22 protein-coding genes and 1 pseudogene are annotated in these 25,807 nt (G+C 34.6%); 6 read left to right on the top strand and 17 right to left on the bottom strand.

The window, feature by feature from the left end:
* Nucleotides 1–54 precede the first annotated feature (54 nt).
* Nucleotides 55–1,713: pseudogene (locus SBL15_RS10895) on the top strand (FAD-binding dehydrogenase).
* Between the two features lie 150 nt (nt 1,714–1,863).
* The gene (locus tag SBL15_RS10890) at nt 1,864–2,262 is read left to right on the top strand and encodes a hypothetical protein (protein ID WP_011274541.1); all 399 of its coding nucleotides are present in this window, start codon (nt 1,864–1,866) and stop codon (nt 2,260–2,262) included.
* A 52-nt stretch (nt 2,263–2,314) separates the two neighbouring features.
* On the opposite strand, the gene SBL15_RS10885 is transcribed toward SBL15_RS10890, so the two are convergent.
* From SBL15_RS10885 to arsB, 11 genes are all read right to left on the bottom strand, one after another.
* Nucleotides 2,315–4,018 (bottom strand): ABC-ATPase domain-containing protein, encoded by a 1,704-nt coding sequence (locus SBL15_RS10885; protein WP_107612004.1) that lies wholly within the window; start codon nt 4,016–4,018, stop codon nt 2,315–2,317.
* Between the two features lie 229 nt (nt 4,019–4,247).
* Nucleotides 4,248–5,030 (bottom strand): glucose 1-dehydrogenase, encoded by a 783-nt coding sequence (locus tag SBL15_RS10880; RefSeq protein ID WP_016930546.1) that lies wholly within the window; start codon nt 5,028–5,030, stop codon nt 4,248–4,250.
* Nucleotides 5,031–5,044: 14 nt separating this feature from the next.
* Complete coding sequence (locus SBL15_RS10875; RefSeq protein ID WP_037537468.1) at nt 5,045–6,325, bottom strand: MFS transporter; 1,281 nt, start codon at nt 6,323–6,325, stop codon at nt 5,045–5,047.
* 32 nt (nt 6,326–6,357) lie between these two features.
* The gene (locus tag SBL15_RS10870; protein WP_107612003.1) at nt 6,358–7,968 is read right to left on the bottom strand and encodes a xylulokinase; all 1,611 of its coding nucleotides are present in this window, start codon (nt 7,966–7,968) and stop codon (nt 6,358–6,360) included.
* Nucleotides 7,969–8,148: 180 nt separating this feature from the next.
* On the bottom strand, nt 8,149–9,183 hold the full coding sequence (locus tag SBL15_RS10865) for an SDR family oxidoreductase (protein ID WP_107612002.1): 1,035 nt from the start codon (nt 9,181–9,183) through the stop codon (nt 8,149–8,151).
* Nucleotides 9,184–9,317: 134 nt separating this feature from the next.
* Nucleotides 9,318–9,845, bottom strand: a complete 528-nt coding sequence (locus SBL15_RS10860; protein ID WP_107612001.1) for a YfiT family bacillithiol transferase — start codon at nt 9,843–9,845, stop codon at nt 9,318–9,320.
* A gap of 151 nt (nt 9,846–9,996) precedes the next feature.
* Nucleotides 9,997–10,236 carry a hypothetical protein gene (locus SBL15_RS10855; protein ID WP_011274531.1) on the bottom strand — a complete coding sequence of 80 codons (240 nt, stop codon included), beginning with the start codon at nt 10,234–10,236 and terminating at the stop codon, nt 9,997–9,999.
* A 239-nt stretch (nt 10,237–10,475) separates the two neighbouring features.
* Nucleotides 10,476–11,255 (bottom strand): (S)-acetoin forming diacetyl reductase, encoded by a 780-nt coding sequence (locus SBL15_RS10850; protein WP_053016167.1) that lies wholly within the window; start codon nt 11,253–11,255, stop codon nt 10,476–10,478.
* A 355-nt stretch (nt 11,256–11,610) separates the two neighbouring features.
* Complete coding sequence (locus SBL15_RS10845) at nt 11,611–13,005, bottom strand: YfcC family protein (protein ID WP_317955961.1); 1,395 nt, start codon at nt 13,003–13,005, stop codon at nt 11,611–11,613.
* A 216-nt stretch (nt 13,006–13,221) separates the two neighbouring features.
* Nucleotides 13,222–13,923 carry an NAD(P)H-dependent oxidoreductase gene (locus SBL15_RS10840; RefSeq protein ID WP_107611999.1) on the bottom strand — a complete coding sequence of 234 codons (702 nt, stop codon included), beginning with the start codon at nt 13,921–13,923 and terminating at the stop codon, nt 13,222–13,224.
* 495 nt (nt 13,924–14,418) lie between these two features.
* Nucleotides 14,419–15,708 carry an arsenite efflux transporter membrane subunit ArsB gene (gene arsB, locus SBL15_RS10835; protein WP_317955974.1) on the bottom strand — a complete coding sequence of 430 codons (1,290 nt, stop codon included), beginning with the start codon at nt 15,706–15,708 and terminating at the stop codon, nt 14,419–14,421.
* 250 nt (nt 15,709–15,958) lie between these two features.
* Between arsB and SBL15_RS10830 the strand changes: the two genes are divergently transcribed.
* Complete coding sequence (locus SBL15_RS10830; protein WP_107611998.1) at nt 15,959–17,566, top strand: MutS-related protein; 1,608 nt, start codon at nt 15,959–15,961, stop codon at nt 17,564–17,566.
* A gap of 165 nt (nt 17,567–17,731) precedes the next feature.
* Complete coding sequence (locus SBL15_RS10825) at nt 17,732–18,913, top strand: DUF418 domain-containing protein (protein WP_107611997.1); 1,182 nt, start codon at nt 17,732–17,734, stop codon at nt 18,911–18,913.
* A gap of 89 nt (nt 18,914–19,002) precedes the next feature.
* Here SBL15_RS10825 and SBL15_RS10820 read toward each other — a convergent pair whose 3' ends face one another.
* Nucleotides 19,003–19,554, bottom strand: coding sequence for a DUF805 domain-containing protein (locus tag SBL15_RS10820; RefSeq protein ID WP_107611996.1), 552 nt, complete (start codon nt 19,552–19,554; stop codon nt 19,003–19,005).
* Nucleotides 19,555–19,691: 137 nt separating this feature from the next.
* Nucleotides 19,692–20,558 carry a hypothetical protein gene (locus SBL15_RS10815; protein ID WP_317955960.1) on the bottom strand — a complete coding sequence of 289 codons (867 nt, stop codon included), beginning with the start codon at nt 20,556–20,558 and terminating at the stop codon, nt 19,692–19,694.
* Nucleotides 20,559–20,828: 270 nt separating this feature from the next.
* Between SBL15_RS10815 and SBL15_RS10810 the strand changes: the two genes are divergently transcribed.
* Nucleotides 20,829–21,506 (top strand): M15 family metallopeptidase, encoded by a 678-nt coding sequence (locus SBL15_RS10810; protein WP_317955958.1) that lies wholly within the window; start codon nt 20,829–20,831, stop codon nt 21,504–21,506.
* Nucleotides 21,507–21,534: 28 nt separating this feature from the next.
* Here the strand turns inward: SBL15_RS10810 and SBL15_RS10805 are convergent, their stop codons facing one another.
* The 4 genes from SBL15_RS10805 to panB all read right to left on the bottom strand — a co-directional run bounded on the left by SBL15_RS10805 (nt 21,535) and on the right by panB (nt 24,664).
* Nucleotides 21,535–22,437 carry a hypothetical protein gene (locus SBL15_RS10805; protein ID WP_053041719.1) on the bottom strand — a complete coding sequence of 301 codons (903 nt, stop codon included), beginning with the start codon at nt 22,435–22,437 and terminating at the stop codon, nt 21,535–21,537.
* Nucleotides 22,438–22,611: 174 nt separating this feature from the next.
* Nucleotides 22,612–22,995, bottom strand: a complete 384-nt coding sequence (panD, locus tag SBL15_RS10800) for an aspartate 1-decarboxylase (RefSeq protein ID WP_011274512.1) — start codon at nt 22,993–22,995, stop codon at nt 22,612–22,614.
* A 6-nt stretch (nt 22,996–23,001) separates the two neighbouring features.
* A complete protein-coding gene (gene panC / locus SBL15_RS10795) occupies nt 23,002–23,853 on the bottom strand; it encodes a pantoate--beta-alanine ligase (RefSeq protein WP_107611994.1) in 852 nt (283 codons plus the stop codon).
* A complete protein-coding gene (gene panB, locus SBL15_RS10790; protein ID WP_107611993.1) occupies nt 23,846–24,664 on the bottom strand; it encodes a 3-methyl-2-oxobutanoate hydroxymethyltransferase in 819 nt (272 codons plus the stop codon). The genes panC and panB overlap by 8 nt, the downstream gene beginning before the upstream one ends.
* 269 nt (nt 24,665–24,933) lie before the next feature.
* Here panB and SBL15_RS10785 point away from each other — a divergent pair, with 269 nt between their 5' ends.
* A complete protein-coding gene (locus SBL15_RS10785; protein WP_107611992.1) occupies nt 24,934–25,782 on the top strand; it encodes an oxidoreductase in 849 nt (282 codons plus the stop codon).
* The last annotated feature ends 25 nt before the right edge of the window (nt 25,783–25,807 follow it).

Here is a 25,807-nt window from a genome sequence, read left to right as displayed (position 1 = left end):
TTTACTTGATAAAATATGTAGACTACATATAACAATTGATACGAGGAGTTTTTTATGAATAAAAAGATATTTGTCATTGGATCTGGTTTAAGTGGTTTAGTTGCAGCGACAGAACTATTAAAGAAAGGCTATCACGTAACGATGTTAGATCAAGAACCTCGTCAAGCGATTGGTGGACAAGCTTATTGGTCATTCGGTGGGCTATTTCTAGTTAACTCTAAAATTCAACAACGCCTGGGTGTTAAGGATTCATACGAACTTGCACTGAATGATTGGTTAGGATCTGCACAATTTGACCGTCCAGATGATGAGGACTATTGGGCGAAACAATGGGCTGAAGCGTACGTGCGATTTGCCACTTTTGAAAAGGAAAACTATCTAAAAGAGATGGGCGTTCGCTTAACACCTATCTTAGGTTGGGCTGAACGTGGTGGCGCATCAGCTTCTGGTCATGGCAACTCTGTACCACGTTTCCATATTACTTGGGGTACAGGTCCAGGATTAGTGGAACCCTTTAATCGTTTCGTACTTGAAAAAGAACTAGAAGGTCAATTTAAATTCTTGCCACGTCACCAAGTGACTGACATTGGCATTGAACATAATCAAGTCACTCACATTTCTGGCAACATTTTAGAGCCAAGTGACGTTGAACGCGGAGAGAAATCATCTCGTACCGTAATAGATACGTTCCAATATGATGTCGATGAGTTGTTAATTACATCAGGCGGCATTGGTGCCAACATGCCACTTATTCGAAAATATTGGCCTAAACGTTTAGGTAATCCTCCTAAGACAATGATACAAGGCGTACCTGATTCAACTGACGGTCGTTTAATTCAAGTCACAGAAGATGCCGGCGCCAACATCGTGAATAAAGATCGCATGTAGCACTATACTGAAGGCATTCAAAACCATAGTCCCATTTGGTCTAATCATGGTATTCGTATCATTCCTGGGCCATCATCAATGTGGTTCGATGCGACCGGTAAACGTATGGCTGCACCAGATTACCCTGGATTTGATACTTTGCATACGCTAGAAACAATCATGAAGACAGGTTACGATTATTCATGGTTTATATTAACGGAAGATATTATAAAGAAAGAATTTGTACTTTCTGGCTCTGAGCAGAATCCAGATTTAACTGATAAAGATATCAAATTATTACTTCAAGAGCGTTTAGGTAGTAAAGCAACGTCTCCAGTAGAATCCTTTATGGATAAGGGACCTGACTTCATACTTGCCGATGATTTAGGTACGCTAGTTCGAAAAATGAATGACTTAGCAGGTAATGACTTACTTGACTATGAAACAATCAAACATGAAATTAAAGCTCGCGACTTACAAATTGATAATCCATTTACTAAAGATCCACAAGTCGCATTTATCAATAATGCACGTCAATTCTTAGGTGATAAACTCGTTCGCACTGCTAAACCTCATAAAATATTAAGTGGAAGAAACGGACGTTTAATTGCCGTAAAATTAAATATTATTAGTCGTAAAACGCTCGGTGGTATTCAAACGAATCTCGATGGCCAAGCACTTAATCCAAGCATGCAACCAATTCAAGGACTATACGCTGCTGGAGAAGCATCTGGTTTTGGTGGTGGCGGTGTTCATGGATATCGTGCATTAGAAGGCACTTTCCTAGGTGGTTGTATCTTTAGTGGTATTCGTGCAGCTGAAGGCATCCATCATCATATACAGTGAATTTCATAAATATACACTTCTAAAATAAAGTATTTTCAAAATGTATATCCCACCACTTTTTATGCATTTTCTTGTAAAATTATATTAAATATTATTTTTTTTAAGTAATAGTTATCAATTTTACAATTTTTTGCAAAAGAAGGTGATGGTATGCCTCGCGATAGCTTGAAATCTTTGAAAAATAAAACTGTAACCGTAATAGGTCGAATTGAACATATTACTATAACACCTAAAGTAAAAATTCCAAACAAGCCTATTTTCTCAAAAATTTTATTAATAGATGTTAATATCGGCGGTCAGTATTTCGATCATGTTTGGGTTTATGCATCAAAGAGATACTTTCATAACCAAGAACCCTTTTTACAACAAGTTGTAAAGTTTAAGTCTAAAGTAACGCCTTATGTTAAACATGGCCAACGTGGCTACGTCGAAGATTATGGTATTGATTATGTCAAAAGCCTAAGCATTCTGCCGAATACGTCGATGGAAGAATATGACGAAAGATATTATGATGATGATATTACTGTAGACTTTTTCTTAACGAATTAAAAGCACATTGCAAAGCTTGATTAACTATCAAGTGCAATGTGCTTTTGTTATTTTATTTTACTTTTAAACCACGATAACGGTTCAATGTTCCGATAAATTCTTGCTTACGAGGAAGCGCTAAATTACCAGGATGTCCATCAAAGTTAGATATCGCTTCGATGCCTTCTTCGTCAATTAAGTCGTACATTTGATTCGTTGCCTCAATAAGACTCTTATGATTATCTATAAGGTGATGTCTAAAGTAATTCATCATAACGGTCAACGCATTGGTTTGACTGTCATCCACTAATTGTTCTAAACCAGATATATCTATTGCATCTTTGCCGTACATCACTGTGTGTAGCCCTTTGGCTTTCATTCGATCATCTTTCCCTTTTTTAGAGAATGAAGCATCTAAAGGGACACGAGATGGAATCACACCAAATTGTGTACCTGCCTGTAAGTCACGTTGGTATCCATCTGATTGAGCAATGTCTTTCGCCTCAGCAGTTACATCTTTCAAATGATACTCATCCATCATCATGACTTGATCAGCAACGTCAAAATAATCACCAGACCCACCAACAATTAGAATAGTTGAAACTTGATGCGCTTCAAAAAGTGGTCTCACTTTATTAGAAAATGGTGTTATTGGTTCTTTATCAGGCGCAATTAACTTCTGCATACGTCCATCACGAATCATAAAGTTCGTCGCCGATGTATCTTCATCAATAAGTAGCGTTGACGTTTGTGTTTCTAATGCTTCCATGACATTAGCTGCTTGTGATGTGCTGCCACTCGCATTGTCAGTCGAAAAGTGCGTTGTATCTTTCTTGCCAGGCAAGTTATCTATAAATGGACTAATGTTAACATTTTGAATTCCACGTCCATCTTCAGCTCGTATCTTCATAGCGTCATGACGCGTAATAACAAATTCACGACCATCATTTGGAATATGGTCATAGACACTACGTTCAAGCGCTTCTAATAGGGTCGATTTACCGTGATAACCACCACCAACAATCAATGTTATGCCTTCAGGAATAGACATCCCTGTGACTGCCCGACCACTTGGCAAATTGAATGTTGTTTCGAAAGCGTGTGGGCTCGTAAATTGAATGGCACCTTTCATTGGCTTATCAGATACACCGCTTTTTCGTGGTAAAATGGCGTTATTTGCGACAAAAGCGACTAAGTGTTGTTGTTCAAGTTGTTTCCTAATATATGTTTGGTCTAATTTTAATGTTACTTGATGTTGAAGTGCTTGTTGGTCAATATTTTGATACATGATGGCTTGATCTACTATCTTTGATAAGCCATTTATAAGTGTATGGGCCGCAGCTTTTCCAAGAATCTTACGTCCTGCTGCTGGCATACCAACTTCAATGCGCACTTCAATTTCTTTATCATTAATTACGACTGATGTACGTTCTAACATTTCTTGACCACAATGATCGATGAAAATTTTACCGTTTTTACCTGAACCTTTAACGGTACGATTAAATGCCGAAGCTTGATGGCCAAATGCTCTAGTTAAGAAATCTGATACCGCAATACGTTTATCTTTCTCATCTAATAAATCACTTGGAATTTTGGCGATATCACGTTGAATGATAAGACGCATTTTTGAAGGTGGCGCAAAAGGATCCACCTGTACATGATCGATTGCTAAGTGAAATTGATCAAAGGCATATATACCTTTTGTTCGTTTATACGCTCCATATTTTTGTCCATCTAACGATTTTAATGTCTTTCCGAGATCTATTGAGCGCTTCATCATTATTCCTCCGTTTAATAAGTGTCTATTCACAGTTTACCCAACCTAACCGGCACGCATAACTTCATTCAAGAAATTTTTGATTTGAATATAAAAAATGCATCTCAAGCATTGGATTTTCATCCTACAGCTGAGATGCATATCATCGAATTATTAAAACTTCTCAAAAAATTTTTTCACTAATAATGAAAAAGTGCATAGACACATCTCTGCACTTTTCCAAACATAATTATAATGCAGTGTATCCACCATCAATTGTAAATACGCTACCTTGTGCGAATGATGAAGCGTCAGATGCAAGGTATACAACAATGCCACCTAATTCTTCTGGTTCACCTGGACGACCCATTGGTGTCGCACCCATCCAATAATCGATCATTTCGCCTCCAGTATTAAACATTGGTTCAGTTAATGCTGTTTTCATGTATCCTGGCGCAATTGTGTTTACTTTGATGCCATATTTTGACCATTCCATTGCTAAACTTTTCGTTAACATGATAACGCCTGCTTTAGATGCATTGTAAGATGCTTGTTCTTGTGGTTTATTGGCAATTAATCCTGACATTGATGATGTATTAATGATTGAACCATAGCCTTGTTTTATCATTTGACGTCCTACTGCTTGTGCTACTAAGAAGACACCATTTAAGTTTAAGTTAATTACTTTTAACCAGTTTTCGTAAGATACGTCTTCTGCTTTTTCATTAATTGTCATACCAGCATTATTTACTAAGATATCAACTTTACCGTACTCATTCACGACGTCGTCTACCATTTTGCTAACGTCTTCTGGATTTGTAACATCTACTTTTAATGCTGTCGTTTTAACGCCTTCATTATCTGCAATTGCTTTTGCTGTTTCTTGAGCTAAATCTAATTTAATGTCTGCAATAACAATATCTGCACCTGCTTGTGCTAATGCTTCTGCCATAGCTTTACCTAGTCCCATGGCACCACCTGTTACGATTGCTACTTTACCGTTTACTTTAAATTGTTCAATAATGTTTGTCATTTTTATCATCCTTTTTAATTTGATTGTGTATTAACTGTTGTTTTTACTTGTCTTCCAGGCTGTTGTACTTTCATAAAGAATGTAAGAACAAAGCCTAATACATAAATCACTGCATATGCCCAAATCGTTACTTCAGCTGAGGCGAATATAAGCATGACACTTGCAAGTCCATAACCTAGGAAATTACTTAGACCAGCTGCTAAGTTATGTACGGACACTGCCGCCCCTTTATGTTCAGGTACCAACGTTGGGAAGATAGCTGACATTGGAACGAATGCAGCAACAGCGAAGCCGAACATCAGTGCAATTAAAGTTGTCACGAATATATTAGGTCCACTCCATGCAGGGAAATAATAGAACGCTAACGTAGAAACGGCCATACCAATACAGCCAAACCAGCGTACTTGGCGTACCCAACCAATTTTATCTCCCATAATACCCCAGAATAAATTAGTGAAGATTGTAATAATGTACATTAAGCCCCAAACACGTAACCATTCTGACGTAGTGAATCCGAAATCTGCCGTATAAACGTGTGGTAAGAATACAACCAATCCGAATAATGACAGTTGGTTGATGATTCTTACGACAAAGGCAACTGCAACGTTCTTATTCTTAAGAATTGTGATACCTCGGCCAAATTCTCTTAACATTTCTTTCTTAGTCATACGTTGTGCTTCGACATCTTCGCCTTTTTTATCTTTAACTAAGAACATTGCGATTAATCCACCAATTAAGATGAAGATTAATGATGACCATAAAGTACCCATTTCACCAATGATTGGAATTGAAAAGCTTGGTAAATATGAACCTAGTACTCCAATACCGATTGAATACATTGCCCAGAACCAACCCATTGCTGAAGCTAGTTTGTAACTTGGTGAAGAATATGTAATCCATACGACAAAGCTATAAATAAACATTGGATATGCTAAACCACGAATACCATACATAATCATCATCATGGCATAGTTTTGTTGTTCTAGACCAAAGACTAAAAATCCAACATGAAAGATCATCCAAATAATAAACGCGAATGTCATCACACGTCTTGGACTGAAAATCTCAGCCATCACACCTGATAACCATGAAGCGATAGCTACGACTAAACCGTAAACGGTTAAGACATTGCCGGCTTCAGAATTATCAAAGCCAAGACTCATAATATATTTAGATAAAAATGCTTGTTCCATACCGTCACCGGTCATAAAGATCGCTACGGCAATGTATCCCCATATTAATACCATAGGCAATCCTAGAAATTGACGTTCTCGTTTTTCTATCTCGTTCGCCATTTTAATCCCTCTTTCTACCTTTGTTTTATTCATTATTTTTGTTCTGAATTAAATTGTTCATGTGCAAGACGTTCAAGTGGAATGCCTTGTTTAAAACGTTCTGTATATTGCTCAAAGCTTGCAACTTCATCTTTAGTTGGTTCGATTGTCATTGATTCTGTTCCTTTAAACGCAAAGTCATTCAAATATGTTGCTAAATTTGATGTCTCTGTCTCAATCATGTATCTCGCCAATACTGCGATACCCCAAGCGCCACCTTCACTTGCAGTTTGCATAACACGAACAGGACTGTCTAAAGCAGCTGCTAAGAATGATTGCGCAACTTTTTCAGTTTTAAAGATGCCACCATGACCAAACATTGAATCAATATGAATATTTTCTCTTTCTTTTAATAAATCAATACCAATCTTCAACGTACTGAAAGCACTGTAAATATGTGTTTTCATTAAGTTAGCTAAGTTAAAGTTACTGTCTACTGATCGTACAAGCATTGGATAACCATGTTGTACATCTGTGATAAATTCACCAGAAATATAACCATATGACAATAACTTACCTAAATCTTCGTCACCTTTTAAGGCACGTTCAAATAATTTGGTGAACAATTCACCTTTATCGTATTTAACTCCCATTGTTTCAAATACTTCTCCAAACAAATCGACCCAAGCGTTTATATCTGATGTACAGTTATTCGCATGAATCATTGCTACTTCGTAACCGTCTGGTGTTGTAACTATATCTACCTCTGGATAGACATCTTTGATTGGCTTTTCAAGGACAATCATCGAGAAGATACTTGTACCTGCTGAAATATTACCAGTTCTTGGTGCAACACTATTTGTAGCTACCATTCCTGTAGCTGCATCCGCTTCAGGTGCACATAATGGACATCCGGCTTGTAGCTCACCGTTTGGATCAACTAATTTCGCACCCGTGTCAGTAAGACGTCCGGCATACTCCCCTGCTAAAACTACTTTAGGTAAGATATCTCTAACATCTTGTGTGTAACCCTTTTCAGAAAACTTCTTATTAAAGCGTTCAATAATATCGTCACGATAGTCTTGTGTCTCACTATCAATTGGGAACATACCAGACGCATCTCCAATACCTAATACTTTCTCATCGGTTAGATACCAATGTATGTATCCCGCAAGTGTCGTCATATAGCTTACTTTCTCAACGTGTGCTTCTTGATCTAATGCAGATTGATAAAGTTGTGCAATACTCCAACGTTCAGGAATATTCACTTGGAAGTCCTCTCGTAAGATTTCAGCTGCTTTATTAGCATTGTTATTACGCCACGTTCTAAATGGAACGAGTAAATCGTCATTGTCATCAAACGGTAAATAGCCATGCATCATGCCACTAATACCTAAAGAAGCAAGTTGTTTCACGGTTGCATCGTATTTCTCTTTTAACTCTTGAGTCATTGCGCCATATGCTTTTTGAATGCCTACCCATGCATCGTTCACCGAATACGTCCAATAACCATTACGGTAACTGTTCTCCCATTCGAATGAACCTGTTGCGAGGGTTTGACATTGGTCATCAATCGCAATTGCTTTAATACGCGTTGAACCGAATTCAATACCCACTGTTAAATGACCATCTTCAATAAATTGTTTGATTTGTGTATTATTCATCGTTTCACCTTACTTTTTATTATGAAAACGTTATCATAGATTTATCCTAGCATATGTATTTTTCATGAAACAAGAGAAAAGTAAGCGTTTTCTAAATTTTGTAAGTAAAAAGACACCTTTATCTTCTATTTACAACAATGAAGATAAAGGTGTTTGCTTAAATGTATTATTCAATTATGTTTATTTTAAAATGTGATAGTCTCTCATACAGTCAACAGATGCTAGAATGGCTTCTTCTTGAGTGTAACTTGGCGTCCAACCTAAAACATTTCGTGCTTGCTGATTACTAACATTTCTATTCATTTCAAGTAATAACTTACCTTCTTGTGCTTCGCTATTAAATCTAGCGCCTAGCTTAATTGCGAAATCTGGAATGGTCTTAGTTGAAACTTTACTTGCTAATTCAGGGCGTTCTTTTTTAATTAATTGTGCGATTTCAGGCATAGAGATTTGTCCATCTGCAGTGGCGATAAAACGTTTACCATTTGCTTCTGGCGTTTTCATTGCCAAAACATGTAATTGTGCAACGTCTCTGACATCCACGATATTCATTGGTATATTAGGGATTCGTTTCATTTTGCCACTAGCAATATTTTCTACAAATTGAAAACTTAATGACATATGTTGATTTAATGATGGTCCAAGTATAGCAACAGGATTGATTGTCGCAAACTCAATGTGATTTTCAGTAGCATTCACAAAGTCCCACGCTGCTCGCTCAGCAATTAATTTAGACTTCTCATAAACAGAAAGTCCTTTTTCATTTGGATTAGTCCAATGTTCTTCTGTTGTCACACTAGATTTATCTTTATTACTAAATCCTACTGCGCCAAAGTTTGCAGTCATTATTACACGCTTCACATTCGTTTTCTCGGCAGCTCTCAAGATACGCTGAATACCTTCAATGGCTTGTTTATTGATCGATTGTTCATCAGTTAAGCTGACACTACCCATCACTACAGGCGATGCTACACTCATCACATAGGTGCAATCTTCCATAGCATCTTCCCAGTTATCATCTTTAGATAAATCCGCTTCAACAAATGCTAAATTTTGCGTATCAATATTTTGTGACTTTAATGTTTCTAAAATAGTATCTTTCTTAGATAACGAACGAATTGTTGCACGTACACCATAATCTTGCTTTAATAATTCCGCGACAATACGTAAACCTAAAAAACCTGTCCCTCCAGTTACTAAAACTTGTTCCTTCATGAAACTTCCTCCCCTATCTTTCTCTTGGTAGGTACAGATTATAACAGTTTTATCATATTAGTTTGATGAATTACACTTGCTTTTGACAAAGTTCATTCTTAAGTTGTAGACGCTCAACTTTATAACTGTATTTACTACTCTTTTGATATGCCTTGGTCGGATAATGCAATCTTAATGTGCTCTAAATGATGACGCTCATGCCATGATAATTTCGCAAGTAATTCTGAAACCGGTACATTGCTACCATCTGATAGCTTGATAGAATGATTTAATTCACCTTCAGTAACATGATTTCCCATCTCTACAATGCGTTGGTTGAGTCCCTCTAAAATAGTAATTGAAACTTGCATAGGTAATTTAGAGTCTGGCAACTCTGCCCACCGTTCTTGATTAAACATGAACGCCGTTACGTCATCTTCAGTCAATGCCATTTTCAATCTTTCATACAAATTAATCTGAGAATCTGCAATATGATGTACTAATTGTCTAACCGTCCAACTTCCTTTTCGATAACGACGTTCTAACTGCTCATCACTCAATTGATGAACCGTTTTCTTCAACTGATCACTATATGCTTCAATTTCACTCATCCATTGTTTCACATCAACTAATGTTGAATTCGTTGGCGCTTCAAATTCTCCTATTGGAAATCTTACATCCATTATAAATCCCCCTTAGCTATCTTTATCTATACCTTCTATCTACCCTTATTAAGGATAAATAAAAAAGAAGCGAGCACAGAAATTAATCATTACATTAATTTCTATCCCACTTCCTCTGGAAATTTAAGATATATATAATTTTCTCAAAATATTAAGCTAATAATAAAGGACTTGAGAAAATAACTAAAAATACAATATTTAAAATTAACATTGTAATATTTATGGCTTTATTGCCTTTCAAGATGCCTAAGACATTTGCAATAATAGCTAATAACATCACAAACAATCCTGGAAGAAACCAGAACATGCTCGTAAACATGATAGAAACTACTAATAAAAATGATAATAAGCATAAAATACCTGAAACTAAATTAATACTATTTAAGTTCATAAGTTGCTCCTTTCAATTGGTGTTACACAGTATTATATACTAAAACTATTTTGAATTGAGCAAAATTTTTATAACAAAATTGACACATCTTTTTAACTAAAGTTAAAAGCGGCTCACACTTATGCTAGTGCAAACCACTTCAAAATGTTTTATGCTATTGTCTTATGCTAAAAGTAATGGGCTTGATAAAATAATAAATTAAACAATCGGTAAATACTTACTGATTTTGTCGCCTATTCTTAGTGGAATCTCATACCACCATCAACGATAATTGTTTGTCCAGTGATGTAATCAGAATCACTACCTGCTAAGAAACTTACCACATTAGCAACGTCTTCTGGTTTAGACAAACGTTTTAATGTAATTTGATCAGTAAATTGTTTCCAACCCCATTCTTCAGGTTGATTATTTTCTTTAGCTAATTTAATCGCAATACCTTCCATCATTGGAGTTTCAACAATACCTGGTGCATATGCATTAACTGTGATACCTTTTTCTGCTAAATCACGCGCAGCAACTTGAGTTAAACCACGCACTGCAAATTTAGTACTGCTGTATAAAGATAAACCTTTGTTGCCTTCAACCCCTGCTTGAGAAGTAGCGTTAATGATTTTACCACCATGACCCAATTTTTCAAATTGTTCTAATGCAGCTTGGATTCCCCAGAAGACACCACCAATGTTAACGCCAATAACTTGGCTAAATTGCTCAGGTGTTACCGTGTCGATAGGTGTCATTGGTCCTAGACCAGCATTATTAACTAATACATTAAATTCACCGAAATATTCTACAACGCTACGTAATACATTAAAAACATTTTCACGGTCTGAAACGTCTGCTTTAAATGCTATCGCTTCTTGTCCTTCTGCTTTTAATGAAGCAGCCGCTTTTTTAGCTCCTTCTTCATTAAAGTCTACAAGTGCAACACTAAAACCATCTTTAAATAAACGTTCTGCTATTTTGAGTCCAATCCCTTGAGCTGCGCCTGTAACTACTGCAACTTTTTTAGTATTACTCATAAAAAACACCTCTTAAATATTATTCATTTATTATATTATCACTTTTATATATTAACGATTTGAACATTTTATGAATAATAATTGGTGCTTTTATAAGATCGATTTGATTCAGATATTAAATAAATAATTAATACTAATATATTGTTTTCATTGTTTTTTCCTTATGAATTATTGTTGCAAAACATGAAGATTAATAAAAAGTATCCCATAAAGGTATCATCCCTATCAATTTAGAAACCCGCCTTTTCATTGTTATGACAGCGTTTATTAGACGTACTTCCTACTAACTTCAGACAAGCGTCAGTCTTACCCGTCAAGCCTTTAAACAAATTTCCAAGTGCTTCTTGAGAAATTTTTAATAGCCAATTATAAGCGCAATCGACATCGCCACTGCACAAATGATTACCCATAATAGTATCAACTTCCACACAAATTTAATCCATTGAGTATAAGTAATTCGTCCAACAGCTAATGCTCCCATTAAGATTGCTGAAGTTGGGAATAAAATGTTACTGATTGAATCACCATATTGGAAAGCGAGTACCGTTAACTGACGATTAATATGCAGTAAATCTGATATTGGTACCATTAATGGCATTGTTGTTAATGCTTGACCCGATCCAGATGGTATAAAGAAATTAAGTAAGAACTGTAATATAAACATAGCAATAATTACAAATGAAGCTGGTATATCTGATAGCAATGTTGTCATGCCATGAACAATCGTATCGATGATTTTACCATTTTCCAAAATAACGACGATTCCTTTAGCGAATCCAACAATCATTGCGCCAAATAAAATGTTCTGCATTCCTTCAATTAATGCGTCAAATGTACCATTTAATCCAAGTCCGCTTACTAAACCTGCAACAATACCAGCAAGTAAGAAATTGGCGCTCATCTCATTAAACGTCCAATCGAATACAAATATGCCAAATACGTTAAATAGAATTGTAGCAACTATGATAAGTAAGCTAGCTGCTTGTCTCTTACTAAAATGTTGATAGGTGATTTCTTGAGTAATATGACCTTCTTCTTTTTCTAGCTCATACACAATACTTTTTGACTTATCTTTCTTCACTTTACGTGCATATAACATAACTGTAGAAATGGCTGCAGTTAAGATAAATAAATAGATAATTTTACGTAAACCCCAGCCTGAGAACATTGGTAATTCAGCAACGGTTTGTGCCACACCAACTGTAAAGGGATTTAACATACCTCCACTGAAACCACTGGCAGCACCTAAAATAACCATTGCAGCACCTGTTAAGGCGTCGTAACCTAATGTCCGAGCGATTATAATGCCAATCGGAACAAAGATAATTGTTTCTTCTGCTAATCCAATTGTAAATCCTAATATAGAGAATATTGTCATCGTCAATGGAATCATTAGGAAATTGGCCTTTCTTAACATTCTCATTGCTTTGTTTACACCATTTTCGAAAGCACCTGTCTTATGAATAATGCCAAAGGCACCACCTACTAGAAATATATAGAATACGATTTCTCCGCCACTGATTAGTCCTTCAGGAATTGACCTGAATATTTCGAGGAAGTTGACGTTTGCCGATTCCACAGTATGGTAAGTCCCTGAAACGACAAGTGTTTGATCTCCTTTCTTTTCACGCGCATATTCACCAGCTGGAATAATGTAAGTTAATAACCAAGCTAGAAAAATAACAAACATTAATAAAGCATATGTATGAGGCGTCTTAAACTTAAATTTCTTATGCTTCTTTTCTTCCATAACTCATCAACACCTTAAATAGAATAGAATGTATCTCATCAGATGATTATATACATCATACCCTATTTATCAGCTGATATACGATTACAATTTAAATTACATTTGTTATTTTCGTCATTTCAACGATGTGCTAGACCTATAAATACTTACAATTAAAAAAGCATCACCAAAATGAATAAATGATTCATTTTGATGATGCTTGTATTTCAAAAATGTCTATTTTAATTGTCCGTTATCATCGAAATCTTCTAATTTATGATATTGAATTCTAGGAATGTCATCGATATGTTTTAATTTCTCAGCTAATTGTTCAAGATAGTCACGTCTTACCTCTTCGCTATGGCTAACTTGATAAGCAATAAATGGTTCTAATGGTGTCATACCAGAGAAATAAATCATACCATGGTTAATATGGAATAATACTTGCTCATAAATATCTCCTGAAAAACCATTTGCAGCATAGCTTCCTTCGGGTGAGCCAGTCGTAGTTGAAATCATGGCTATTTTATCTGTTAATCGTGCTTTGTCATAACGGTCATATTCTCCGCCATAAATGCCACCAAACATAAAGATTTTATCAAACCAACCTTTAAGTATAGCTGGAACACTAAACCACCATAGTGGAAATTGGAAAATAACTAAGTCTGCCCATAACAGTTTTTCAAATTCTTCCTTAATCACTGATGTTAATTCATCGTTATCATATGCATTTTTTTGTTCTATTGCGTATTTGAAGAATTCAGAATCTGTTAAGTTTTTGAAATCTTCTTTTCTAGCAACTGGATCAAAATCCATTGCGTATAAATCCGAAACTTTAACTTCATAACCTTGTGCTTCTAATGTTTCTACAGCTTTATCTTTTAATGCACCATTGAATGACTTTGGTTCAGGATGGGCATATACAATTAATGCTTTCACATTCTCACCTCAATAGAATTGGAATACTTATACGTTCAAGATACTATGAATTTCTTTTATCACAAACATATATGCTCGTTTAAATGTAATTAGCATATTGTCCTTACAAATCCACTCTATAAACGTAAAAAAGTGAGATAGACGAATCATAGACGAAATATCCGTTACCTCACTTAAGTTATTCTCGCTAAACTAATCAATTATCTTTAAAGAGTATACTTCCAATTAATAGTGGCGAAATATGTATATTCAACTATGTATATATCTAAGCCTTATATTACAAGGAGGTTAGACTGCACGGTGTATAAAAGTTAGCAATTAACTGTTTGAATGGTCGATTTATACATTAACATTTTGGGATGGTGAGCAATCTAACTTTTCTTGAATATACTTTAAAATAGTATCAAAAAATTTAAACCCTATGTTTGTCTATTCTCAAAAGATACGTATGAATGCCTAACTGTTATTCCCATTGCGGATTATGATTTTCTCCTTTTAAAAAATGAGTAATGTAAGAAATAGTCCTAACAACGTGAAAAAGAGTACTGGAATCGTAATGACTATTCCTGTTTTAAAGTAAACGCCCCATGATATTTTGACATCTTTTTGAGCTAAAACGTGAAGCCATAATAAAGTGGCTAATGAACCTATAGGTGTAATCTTCGGACCTAAGTCAGACCCTATTACATTCGCATAAATCATACCTTCTCTAAGGATACCTGTCACTTGTGATTGATGTATTGCTATCGCATCAATTAAAACGGTCGGTAAGTTATTCATGATAGATGATAAAATTGCAGAAATAAAACCTACGCCCATAATACTAGTAAATAAGCCATGCGCAGATATAGATGCAAATATATGACCTAATATGGTTGTAATGCCAACATTTTTAAGTCCAAATACAACTAAATACATACCTAATGAAAAAATCACGATATTCCATGGCGCACCTTTGATTACTTTTCCAGTAGAAACAACATCTGATTGGCGTGCCAAGAGTAGGAAGATAATAGCGACAATTCCAGCAATCAGAGACACTGGTACGTGTATAAACTCACTGACAAGATAACCTATTAATAGTATTGCTAAAACAAGCCAAGATATGCGAAATAGTTTCTGATCTTTAATCGCGGCACCAGGAGTTTGAACCTTTCGAATATCAATGGTCTTTGGAATCGATGTTCGAAAATAAATCCATAATACAATGATACTTGCTAGAAGTGAGAATATATTTGGTATTAGCATACGACTCAAATATTCTACAAATCCAATGTTGAAGTAATCCGCAGAAACAATATTCACTAAGTTACTTACCGTAAAAGGTAACGACGTTGTATCAGCGATAAAGCCACTTGCGATAATGAAAGGAAAGATCACTTTCTTACTAAATCCAAGATGACGTACCATCGCTAAAACGATTGGCGTCAAGATAAGTGCAGCACCATCATTCGCAAAAAATGCTGCCACTATCGCACCGAGGAGCATAATGTAAACAAACATTCTGAAACCGTCACCTTTAGATGCTCGAACCATATGTAATGCAGCCCATTCAAAGAAACCAATTTCATCCAGAATAAGTGAAATCAAGATGACAGCTACAAATGTTAAAGTCGCGTTCCAAACGATATCTGTTACTTCCACGATGTCAGACCAACCAACAACTCCAGTAATAAGCGCTAAAACTGCACCTACAACAGCAGTAATTCCTATATCTAGTCCTTTAGGTTGCCAAACAACAAAAATCAAAGTAATAACAAAAATGAGAATGGCTAAAAAAGTCATCATAAACGTTCACCTACAAAATGTCGTTGATGACGATGTGAAAAATGAGTTATAGATGATATATATTTGTCTTTCATATCAGTCAAATCCTCCTATGTCATCAATAAGCATATCATGAGCTATGATGTGAAATCTATGTGGCAAAGTTACAATGTATGAAGTGAATTTTTTTATCTTATCTACTTTTGTTAATTGCATAAAATTATGAAATAATTGTGTAGATGATTTAATTTTTATAAGGAGTTTAGTTATGAATATTTATCAGACTTATGCATTATTGGTAATTGGTATTATCATTTTAGGCTTGATTGTAAATGTTGTTGTGACAATAGTAGACAAGAGGAAATTGATCAACCACATACATACACTTTGGCGTAATAAGAAGCCTATTGAGAACTTCATACGCCCAAATTCCCGCTTCGATTATCAATTCAAACTCAAACGTGACCAACATAACAACCTCATCGATGATAAAACATGGTCGGATTTAAATATGGAAGAAATCTTCCATCGTAGTAACTTTAACTTCACGGCTATTGGAGAGATGCGTTGGTTTGCCACATTACGCAATATGTTTAAGGTTAATAACAAACAACTATTAGACCAATTTAATAATGATGAAACATTTAGGGTCAATGTATCTTATCATCTCGCTTCTATTGGTAAAGTGGTGTACCCTATCTTCCCTGATCAACTTAAAGCAATAAAGCGAAATAATTTATTTATGATTTGTCCATTTCTACCATTTATTGGACTCATTATTTGTTTCATTTCTCCATCAACTGGAGTACTTATAACTTTATTTTCGATTCTACTAAACATTGTATTATCCGGTACCTTGAAACGTACTTATGATCAAGATTTAAAGTCATTATTCTATACAGCGAAAGTCCTTAAGGAAGGTTATCATCTCGACCAAATTAAAGGCACACCAGAAGTTAATACGAACTTTAGTCACTTTAAAGGGGCACGTTTATTTAGTGGTCTACTAGGTAAAGTGGGCGATCAAGATATCGGCGGCGCATTTATTATGTTACTCAAGATGGCATTCATGGTGGATTATTTCCTCTTCCATATCATCCAGCATACGTATTATCGATATCAAGACGAGGTAATGGCTTGCTATGACTATGTAAGCACCTTAGATAATCACTATTCATTAGCCATGTATCGACGCACATTAGACACTTATTGTGAGCCGACTGCCTTTTCAAATGAGCAAACATTAACATTCACAAATTTGATTCATCCTTTACTGGAAAATGCAGTCCCAAACGATCTCGACATTAACCACAATATTCTACTAACGGGGTCGAATGCATCAGGAAAATCAACATTTATGAAAGCCGTAGCAATTAACCTTATTCTTGCACAAACGATAGAAACTGCGACGGCGGATGCGTTTAGCTATCGTCCCGGCTTAGTTTATACGTCAATGGCTAATGCCGATGATGTTCTGTCGGGTGATAGTTACTTCATGGCTGAGTTGAAATCTATTCGTCGTCTATTCGATATAGAGACGCATATGCCAGTGTACTGCTTCATAGATGAAATCTTTAAAGGCACGAATACAACTGAACGTATTGCAGCATCAGAATCTGTATTATCATATTTGAATCATCAACCAGAGTACAGAATTGTAGCAGCAACACATGATATCGAACTTTCAGAATTATTAAAGGACAATTATCAAAACTATCACTTTAATGAAACGATTGAAAACGATGAAATCCACTTTGATTACAAGATTAAAAAAGGGAAAGCGAATACGAGAAATGCAATTGAATTGTTGCGAATTACTAACTTCCCTAACAAAATTTACAAAAGAGCCAAGGATCAGGTTAAAGATTTGGATTAACATTGTTTCATGTAAAACATTATCAATATAAGTGGGATGATGAGATCCATTTATGATTTTGTCATCCCGCTTCTTTATAGTTTAGTTGATGATTTAAGATAGATTTAAGACGAAATTATGATAGATTTTATCATTATTGTTTACTGTGAGTATTGAGGTGACATTATGAAACGAATTACAATTGCTGATAGTTTAAGAGGTTTCAGCTTATTAGGCATATTTCTTGCTAATCTACTTATATTTCAATTTAGTTTATCTGGCAAAGACTACATCGAACATTTCCATTTAAGTCCTGTAAACCAAGGAATATTCAACCTTATCATCATACTTGTTGAAGAAAGTTTTTTACCTATTTTTGCAATACTGTTTGGCTTTTCGATGGATAAACTGTATCAGTCTATGAAATTAAAAGGATTGCCACGGCCTAGATTACAATTATTACGTCGTGCCATTTTCTTACTTATCTTAGGCTTTATCCATGCAAGTTACATATGGGAAGGCGATATATTAACAGCTTATAGTTTAGCTATGTTATGTGTGATACCCTTTATTTCACTAAGTACGAAAGCTTTCAAATGGTTTAATGTTGTAATTATTTCTCTCATGCTCGTGATGGGTATTTGGTCTATGTTTGATGATTCTCAAGCGTCTACATCATCTGACAAATATGATTCAGCTTCATATATTCATAAAGTGCAAAAGATTTATACAGAAGGTAGTTATAACGATATCCATCACGTAGATGATATAGCGACATCTCCTAAATTTGCAGAATTAGAAGATCAATTAGGCGATAATAAAGGTGCAATCTTCTTGGTAGCTATACTTTTTGAAGTACCATTATTCACTTTAGGAATCTTTCTTTCTAGATGTGGTTGGTTCGAGAAAGATGCAAGGCACTTTTGGTCGTCGAAACTATTTATATACCTTATTCCAGTATCTATTATTGCCAAATCAACCCTACTCTGGTTGGATAACGAGGCTATTTCAGGTACGCTTGTAGCTATATTTGGACCGATTTTATCCTTAGGTTACATGAGTTTATTTAAATATTTATACCAACGTTATGAGACGCATCCAATTTTTAAAGGTTTGGAAAATGCTGGCAAAATATCTCTTACCGTTTACATTACACAAAGTATCATTGGTACACTCGTCTTCTATAGTTACGGTCTAGGGTTATTTGGCAAAGATATACTCATTTACACAAGCATTTTATTCGTAATTATCTATATTCTTTTAGTGTTATTAGCAACATTGCATCAAAGATACTTCCGATACGGTCCATTAGAATATCTCCTGCGCATGTTCACATATTGGAAATGGCATGTAGGTAAACGTAAATAGACATACTAAAAAGGTTCAACGTGGTTAATCATTAACTGCACGTTGAACCTTAATTTATGTTGCTAAGCATATTGAATTAGCACATTGAATTATTCATAATGTCCTTTGAATTTAGGGCTTTCTCCATATTTATTTTTATTAAATTTACTATTTAAGCATGTGATTACTATTTGGTAGATTGAAACAGCAAATTGTACTAGGGAAAATAGGAGAATAAATAACAATGCCCATCCATTTTCACCATTAGGGTCATTAATATTCCAGATTAATTGCACAATAAAAGATATCACACCTAATACAACTGATAAGATAGGAATAAACATCGTACGATCAGTGTCATGGAAGCGTCTGACTGTCATCGCTAAATTAGGAATGAATGTAATAATTGCGTATAAAACCATATAAATGATTGTGATAACTAACATAACTACGCTTAAAATTGATAAGCCTTCAGATTGAAACCCTGCTGCGAACATAATCATGATTAATGCCATAATATAAAGAATCAGAGCGGGTCCATAAAAGATTAAATGCCATAATTGCATAAACCAGAATTCACTTCGTCTTGAACGACCTTTGAAATTAAAATAATTTTTCCAAAACAACTTAAATGCTTCGCCAAAACCTACTTTTGGATTCATAAGCATAAACTCCTTTGCGTAATTTTAATTACCGTCTTTCCCTTACCTTTATCGTATCATACTGGCATAATTATAAAACCCTATAAAAAAAGTTCTCAAGCTAATTTAATTAACCTGAGAACTTGAGTATGAACTTATTAATTTTCTTGCTTAATGACTTTACCATTAGCATCTAACTTAATAATTTTATTATTTTTAGTTTTATATGTACCTAAAATTTCGCCATCTTTATTTCGATAATTCACAATCCAATCGCCACTATGACCGACCATTTTAACATCGTCCCATAAATAGTTTGTCTTACCTACTGCAATACCTTCGAAATCCGAAATCATTTGATACACTTGGTTACGGAAATGCGTATTAACTGTTCCTGATTTCTCTAAGTATTCTGCAGATAATGGATTGTTATTTTCTTTATCTTTTTTAGATAAATTATCTACAATATTTATCTTATCAGTTAATTCTGGTAAAGCTTTGTTGTCTTTATTCGCTTTATAGACATCAATTAATTTTACTTCTTTACCTTTTCCTAATAAATCTTTGTAATCTAATGAACCAGATTGCATGCGTCCGATAAAGATTTTATCGTTACTAACTCCGATTAATGCTTCAAAGTTCCCTTTATTAGGTGATACATTATAGAAATTCATACCTTTTGGAGCATTTTTGATGCTATCATCGTACTTCACAAATTTGAAATCAACTAGTTTAAAGTTTTTATTTCCAGTCGCAAGTTTGTATTCATAAATTCCAGTTAGAATTTCATTCTTAGTCAATGTATATCGGTCAACATCCTCCACACAGAAGGCAAGTGCTAATTTTTGTTTTTCAGAAAGCTTTGCTACTTCCTTTTCCAGCTTTTGGTCTTTTTTAGACTTCTTAGATTTTGTTTGTTCCGCGTTAGATTTCGTTTTAGCACTATCTTCTTTGGAACCATCATTAGAACCACAAGCTGCAAGTAAAAGTAAAAACACCCCACACATAAATAATAGTTTCTTCATATCTTACCCCCCTTAAACACATATTTAATCTCTATTAAAAAATGTAAATGTTTCCTTCGTACCGAATTATTATACTATAAAATAATTATATGTTGTTCATATATTTTTACAAGTTACACTATAAAATTGGGATTGTTGTAATAACCATGTATTTAATTAAACTATTAAACAATTTTACTGTTTTTCATCTTATTTCATTTGTTTTTTATGCTAATCTTACATTGTAATGAATAATATGATATTAAAATATTTTTGGAAAGGAATTATATTGTGAAGAAGTTTCTTACAATTTTAATTTTGAGTACCTTAATTTTATGTGCATGTAGCTTTGAACAAGACATAGAAAATAAGAATAATCGTAATGCATCGACTAAAACTACTGGCAATGAACAACAGAAGAAGGAAGTCATAAACGGTAAAACATACTATGACGGCATTTTAATCGTTAATAAAACAACTAAACTACCATCTGATTACAATCCTGGTGAGAAGCCTAAAGCACAACGTGCATTACAACAAATGTTTACTGATGCTGAAAGAGATGGTGTGAGTCTTTATAAGATTAGTGGATTTAGAAGTTACGAAACACAAGTGAATTTATATAATCAATATGTTGCGCGTGATGGTGAAGAAAATGCAGACCGTTATAGTACACGTCCTGGCACTTCTGAACATCAAAGTGGGTTAAGTTATGATGTGGGTGCTATTGAATCAGATGCTAATTTACGCGAATGTTTTGGAGCAACAAAGGAAGGACAATGGATTGCGCGAAATGCGCATCGTTATGGTTTTATCGTGCGTTATCCAAAAGGTAAAGAACAGATCACAGGCTACCAATATGAACCGTGGCATTTGCGTTACCTAGTAAAAAACAATGCGACTAAAGTACAACACTCTGGTCAATCCTTAGAGGAATATGTTAAATATAAAGATCGCTCAGAAAGCTAATATATTGCACTCTGAGCGTTTTTATATACTATTCAACCTTTTTTTCTTTAACTACATTTCCATTAGCATCGAGCTTTTGAATTTTGTCATTCATATTTCTATAAGAACCAACGATTTCTCCATCTTGATTGCGATATCGTACCGACCAATCTCCATTTGAATTAAGTAGCTTCACATCTTCCCATAAATAACCTGAATCTTTTAAGCTAATACCTTCAAAGTCTGCAATAATTTGATAGATTTGATTTCTAAGATGTAAACCTACTACACCCGATCGTTCTAGCTCTTTATTAGACATTCCATTCTCGTCATAACTTATTTCAGGATACTTATTATCAATATGCATTTTACTTACTAATTCTGGCAAGGCTTTATTATTTTTATTTTTTAAATAGACATCTTTTAAATTTACTTCTCTTCCATGTTGCATTAATTCATTATAATCAATGATTGCAGCTTGCGTTCCTCCTAAGAATATCTTCTCATTATTCACACCGATGATGGCAGCGAAACTTCTTTTGTCAGGATATACGGTGTAAAAATGCATATCTTTTGGCGCATTTGCAATAGGTTTATCATATTTAACTAACGTAAAATCAACTAATTTATAGTGTTCCTCTCCAGCTGGAGCTATAGCTAAATAAAATCCAGTTAAAATTTCATTTTTCGTTAATGTATATTGGTCAACATGGTCGACACAAAAAGCTAAAGCCAATTTTTCCTTTTCAGAAAAGTTAGGTATAATATCTTTGTTTTTTTCTTCATCCTTCTTTTTATTATCATCCTTGTTTTGCTTTTTATTGTCTTTTGTTGTTTTAGTATCCGTTTGTTTCGTGTGAGATTCCGTTTTATTTTCTTTAGATGGTTCATGTGTACTGCAGGCTGTTAACACTAACATAAATGTGATACTAAGTGATAGAAATTTTTTCATTAACGATCCCTCTAATCTTATAACAATTTTTGTATAATATTATTATACTATACAAATGTTATAATTTTAGGTGATGTTTATATCACTATGATACACAGTCCACACAAAAATCCGATAGCTTTTAAGCTACCGGATAAAATCAATTTTACTATTTTAGACTGCCGTCACACTTAATTATTTGATTATTGTTCCTTCTTTCTCATGAATCATTTGAATAATTTCATTCTTTTCATTCATAACAGCCACTTTAGGCGCATGGTCAACTAATTCACGTTCATCTAATTGGACATAGGTCATAATAATCACCACATCGTCAACTTCAACTAATCGAGATGCTGCACCATTAAGACAAATCTTGCCACTACCTCGTTCACCAGCAATAACATATGTTTCAAAGCGGGCACCATTATTGTTATTTACGATGGCTACCTTTTCATTAGGTAAAATATCGACTGCGTCTAAGATATCGGCATCAATCGTAATACTTCCAACATAATTTAAATTTGATTCAGTCACACGTGCTCTATGGATCTTACCGTTCATCATCGTTCTAATCATAACTTACTATTCACTTCCTAAAATTATATTATCTATCAATCGTGCTTTCGAAAACTTAACAGCTAATGATATAAAAATTTGTCCTTGTATTTCTGTCGCAACTTCTAAATCAGGGTAACTATAAATTGCAACTTCATCAATATGACCACTTGTATGTTCCGATAAATATGTCTTAATCTCACCAACAATAATATGGCTACGTCGCTCTCCTTGTTTATACAATGTTTGAGCTATTTCCAAACTTTTACTCAAGTGAACAGCTTCTTGTCTCTCGTCGTCAGTTAAATATACATTTCGCGAACTACGTGCAAGTCCATCCGCTTCACGTACAATATCAATACCTACAATTTCAATTGGATGATTAAAATCTTCTACCATTTTTTCAACAATTGCGAGCTGTTGTGCATCTTTCTTACCAAAGTATGCTTTATTAGGACTCACAATATTAAATAACTTGTTTACGACCGTAACTACACCATCGAAATGACCTGGACGTTGTGCACCTTCTAAGACTTCCGCTAGACGTCCTACCTTTAACGTGACACTTAGCTCGTTTGGGTACATTTCTTCTACTGCTGGATGGAATACATAATCAACATTAATTGCCTCAACTAAGGCTACATCTTGATCAATTTGACGTGGATAGGCATCGAAATCTTCGTTTGGACCAAATTGTAGAGGATTTACAAATACACTAATTACAGTAATATCATTCTCTTCAACTGAGCGACGCATCATACTCAAATGACCTTCATGTAAGGCTCCCATCGTTGGAACGAAGCCAATCGTTTTACCTGTACGCTTCAATTCCTGTGTAATTTGTTGCATCTCAGATACAGTTTGAATCACTTTAGTCATTGCTGTTTACCTCATTCAATATCTTTTTCTTATATGTGTGGGCTTCAGCTGGAAAAGTCCCTGCCTTAACTTCTTCATCATAATGTTTGATGGCATCAATTCCTACTGAAAAATCGCCAAATTGTTGTACAAATTTAGCATAGCGATCAACGCCATAATTTAACATATCGTGATAAACCAATACTTGACCGTCTGTGTCTTTTCCTGCGCCAATACCAATAACGGGTATATCTAATTGCTCACTAATTAAACCAGCTAAGTCACTTGGAATCGCTTCTAATACTAAAGCAACTGCGCCTGCTTCTTGAACTGCATGTGCCTCTTGAATTAACTGTTTAGCCGCATCTTTCGTGCTACCTTGTAATCGATATCCCATAACACCAACGCTTTGTGGCATTAATCCTAGATGCGCTACGATTGGAATTCCAATTTGTGTTGATTTCTTAATGAAATTAACTAAATGTGCACCTTCTGCTTTTAACGCATTGGCATTTGTTTCCTGATAAAGTGTTATCGCATTTTTCAAATCATGTTCATCACTTACACCAACTGCGCCAATTGGTAAGTCCACTACTACAAAAGTATCATTAGCACCTCTACGTACCGCTTTGCCGTGATGAATCATGTCTTCTAATGTCACTTGTGTTGTTGTTTCATAACCTAGTACCGTCATTCCAAGTGAATCACCAACTAAAATCATATCTATATTTGCATCCTGTGCTTGTTTGGCACTTGGAAAGTCATATGCTGTAATCATCGAAATTTTCGTTTTGTCTTGTTTCATTTCAACTAATTTTGCTAAATTTTTCATTTTAAATTAACTCCTATTATTTATGTCCACATTTTTAAACAAAACTTTATAAGTTGCTATCCCATTATTTCAACTCAATATTATATATCAACTTCCATATAAAATCATATCATTTTCTGTTCTAATATTTATCTTTGCTTATCCATCTTTTTAATTAAAAGATTAATTTACATATAAAAGTAAAATGATTATACTATATGATTATATTTATAGTGCATAGATACTTCTATACATATATGTTTGATTCTAATCAGAAAGGAAAGTTTAAAATGAAAATTGCTGTTATTGGACCTGGTGCGGTTGGTACGACGATTGCTTATGAACTGCAACAATCACTGCCAAACGTTACATTAATCGGTCGTTCTAATAAGATAATGACCCTCCAACCTGCAAATGAAACTATCAAAGTCAAAAGTATTGATGACATAAATACGCAATTTGATGTTATTATCATTGCGGTTAAAACGCACCAACTTAATTCACTAATTCCAAAATTACATCACTTCGCACATAATGAAACGTGCTTTATTTTAGCTCAAAATGGTTATGGCTTATTGCCGCAACTTCCTTTCAATCACAAATATCAGGCAGTCGTATACATAAGCGGCCAAAAATCCGAAAGCGAAGTCGTTCATTTTCGAGATTATCGTTTACATTTGCAGAAAGATGATACCACAACGCATCTAAAATCCTTATTCGATACAACCAAAATAGAAATGGTTTTAGAAGACAATATTGAAGAAAAAATTTGGTATAAATTATTAGTGAATTTAGGTATTAATTCTATAACTGCACTTGGTCACAATACTGCTCAAATCTTAAAAATTAACGAAGTCAAACATCTATGTCGTCAACTATTAAAAGAAGGACATCAAGTAGCCGAAGCATCAGGTATACAGTTTCCAAATACAATCGTCGATGACATTATGCAAATTTATGCTGGCTATCCTGATCATATGGGCACGAGTATGTATTACGATATAATCAATCATCAGCCATTAGAAGTCGAAGCAATACAAGGATTTATCTTTAGACAGGCAAAATCTCATAACGTGAACACACCACATCTAGATACAGTTTATGCATTGTTACGTTCTCATCAATCACTTATTAATTAAAAAAGATTCTGAGATGATTTACCGT

This window comes from Staphylococcus sp. NWU MKU2, from assembly GCF_033283605.1.
Taxonomy (GTDB): domain Bacteria; phylum Bacillota; class Bacilli; order Staphylococcales; family Staphylococcaceae; genus Staphylococcus; species Staphylococcus haemolyticus.
Note: the sequence above shows the minus strand (reverse complement) of the source record. Positions and strands in the feature narration are given on the sequence as shown.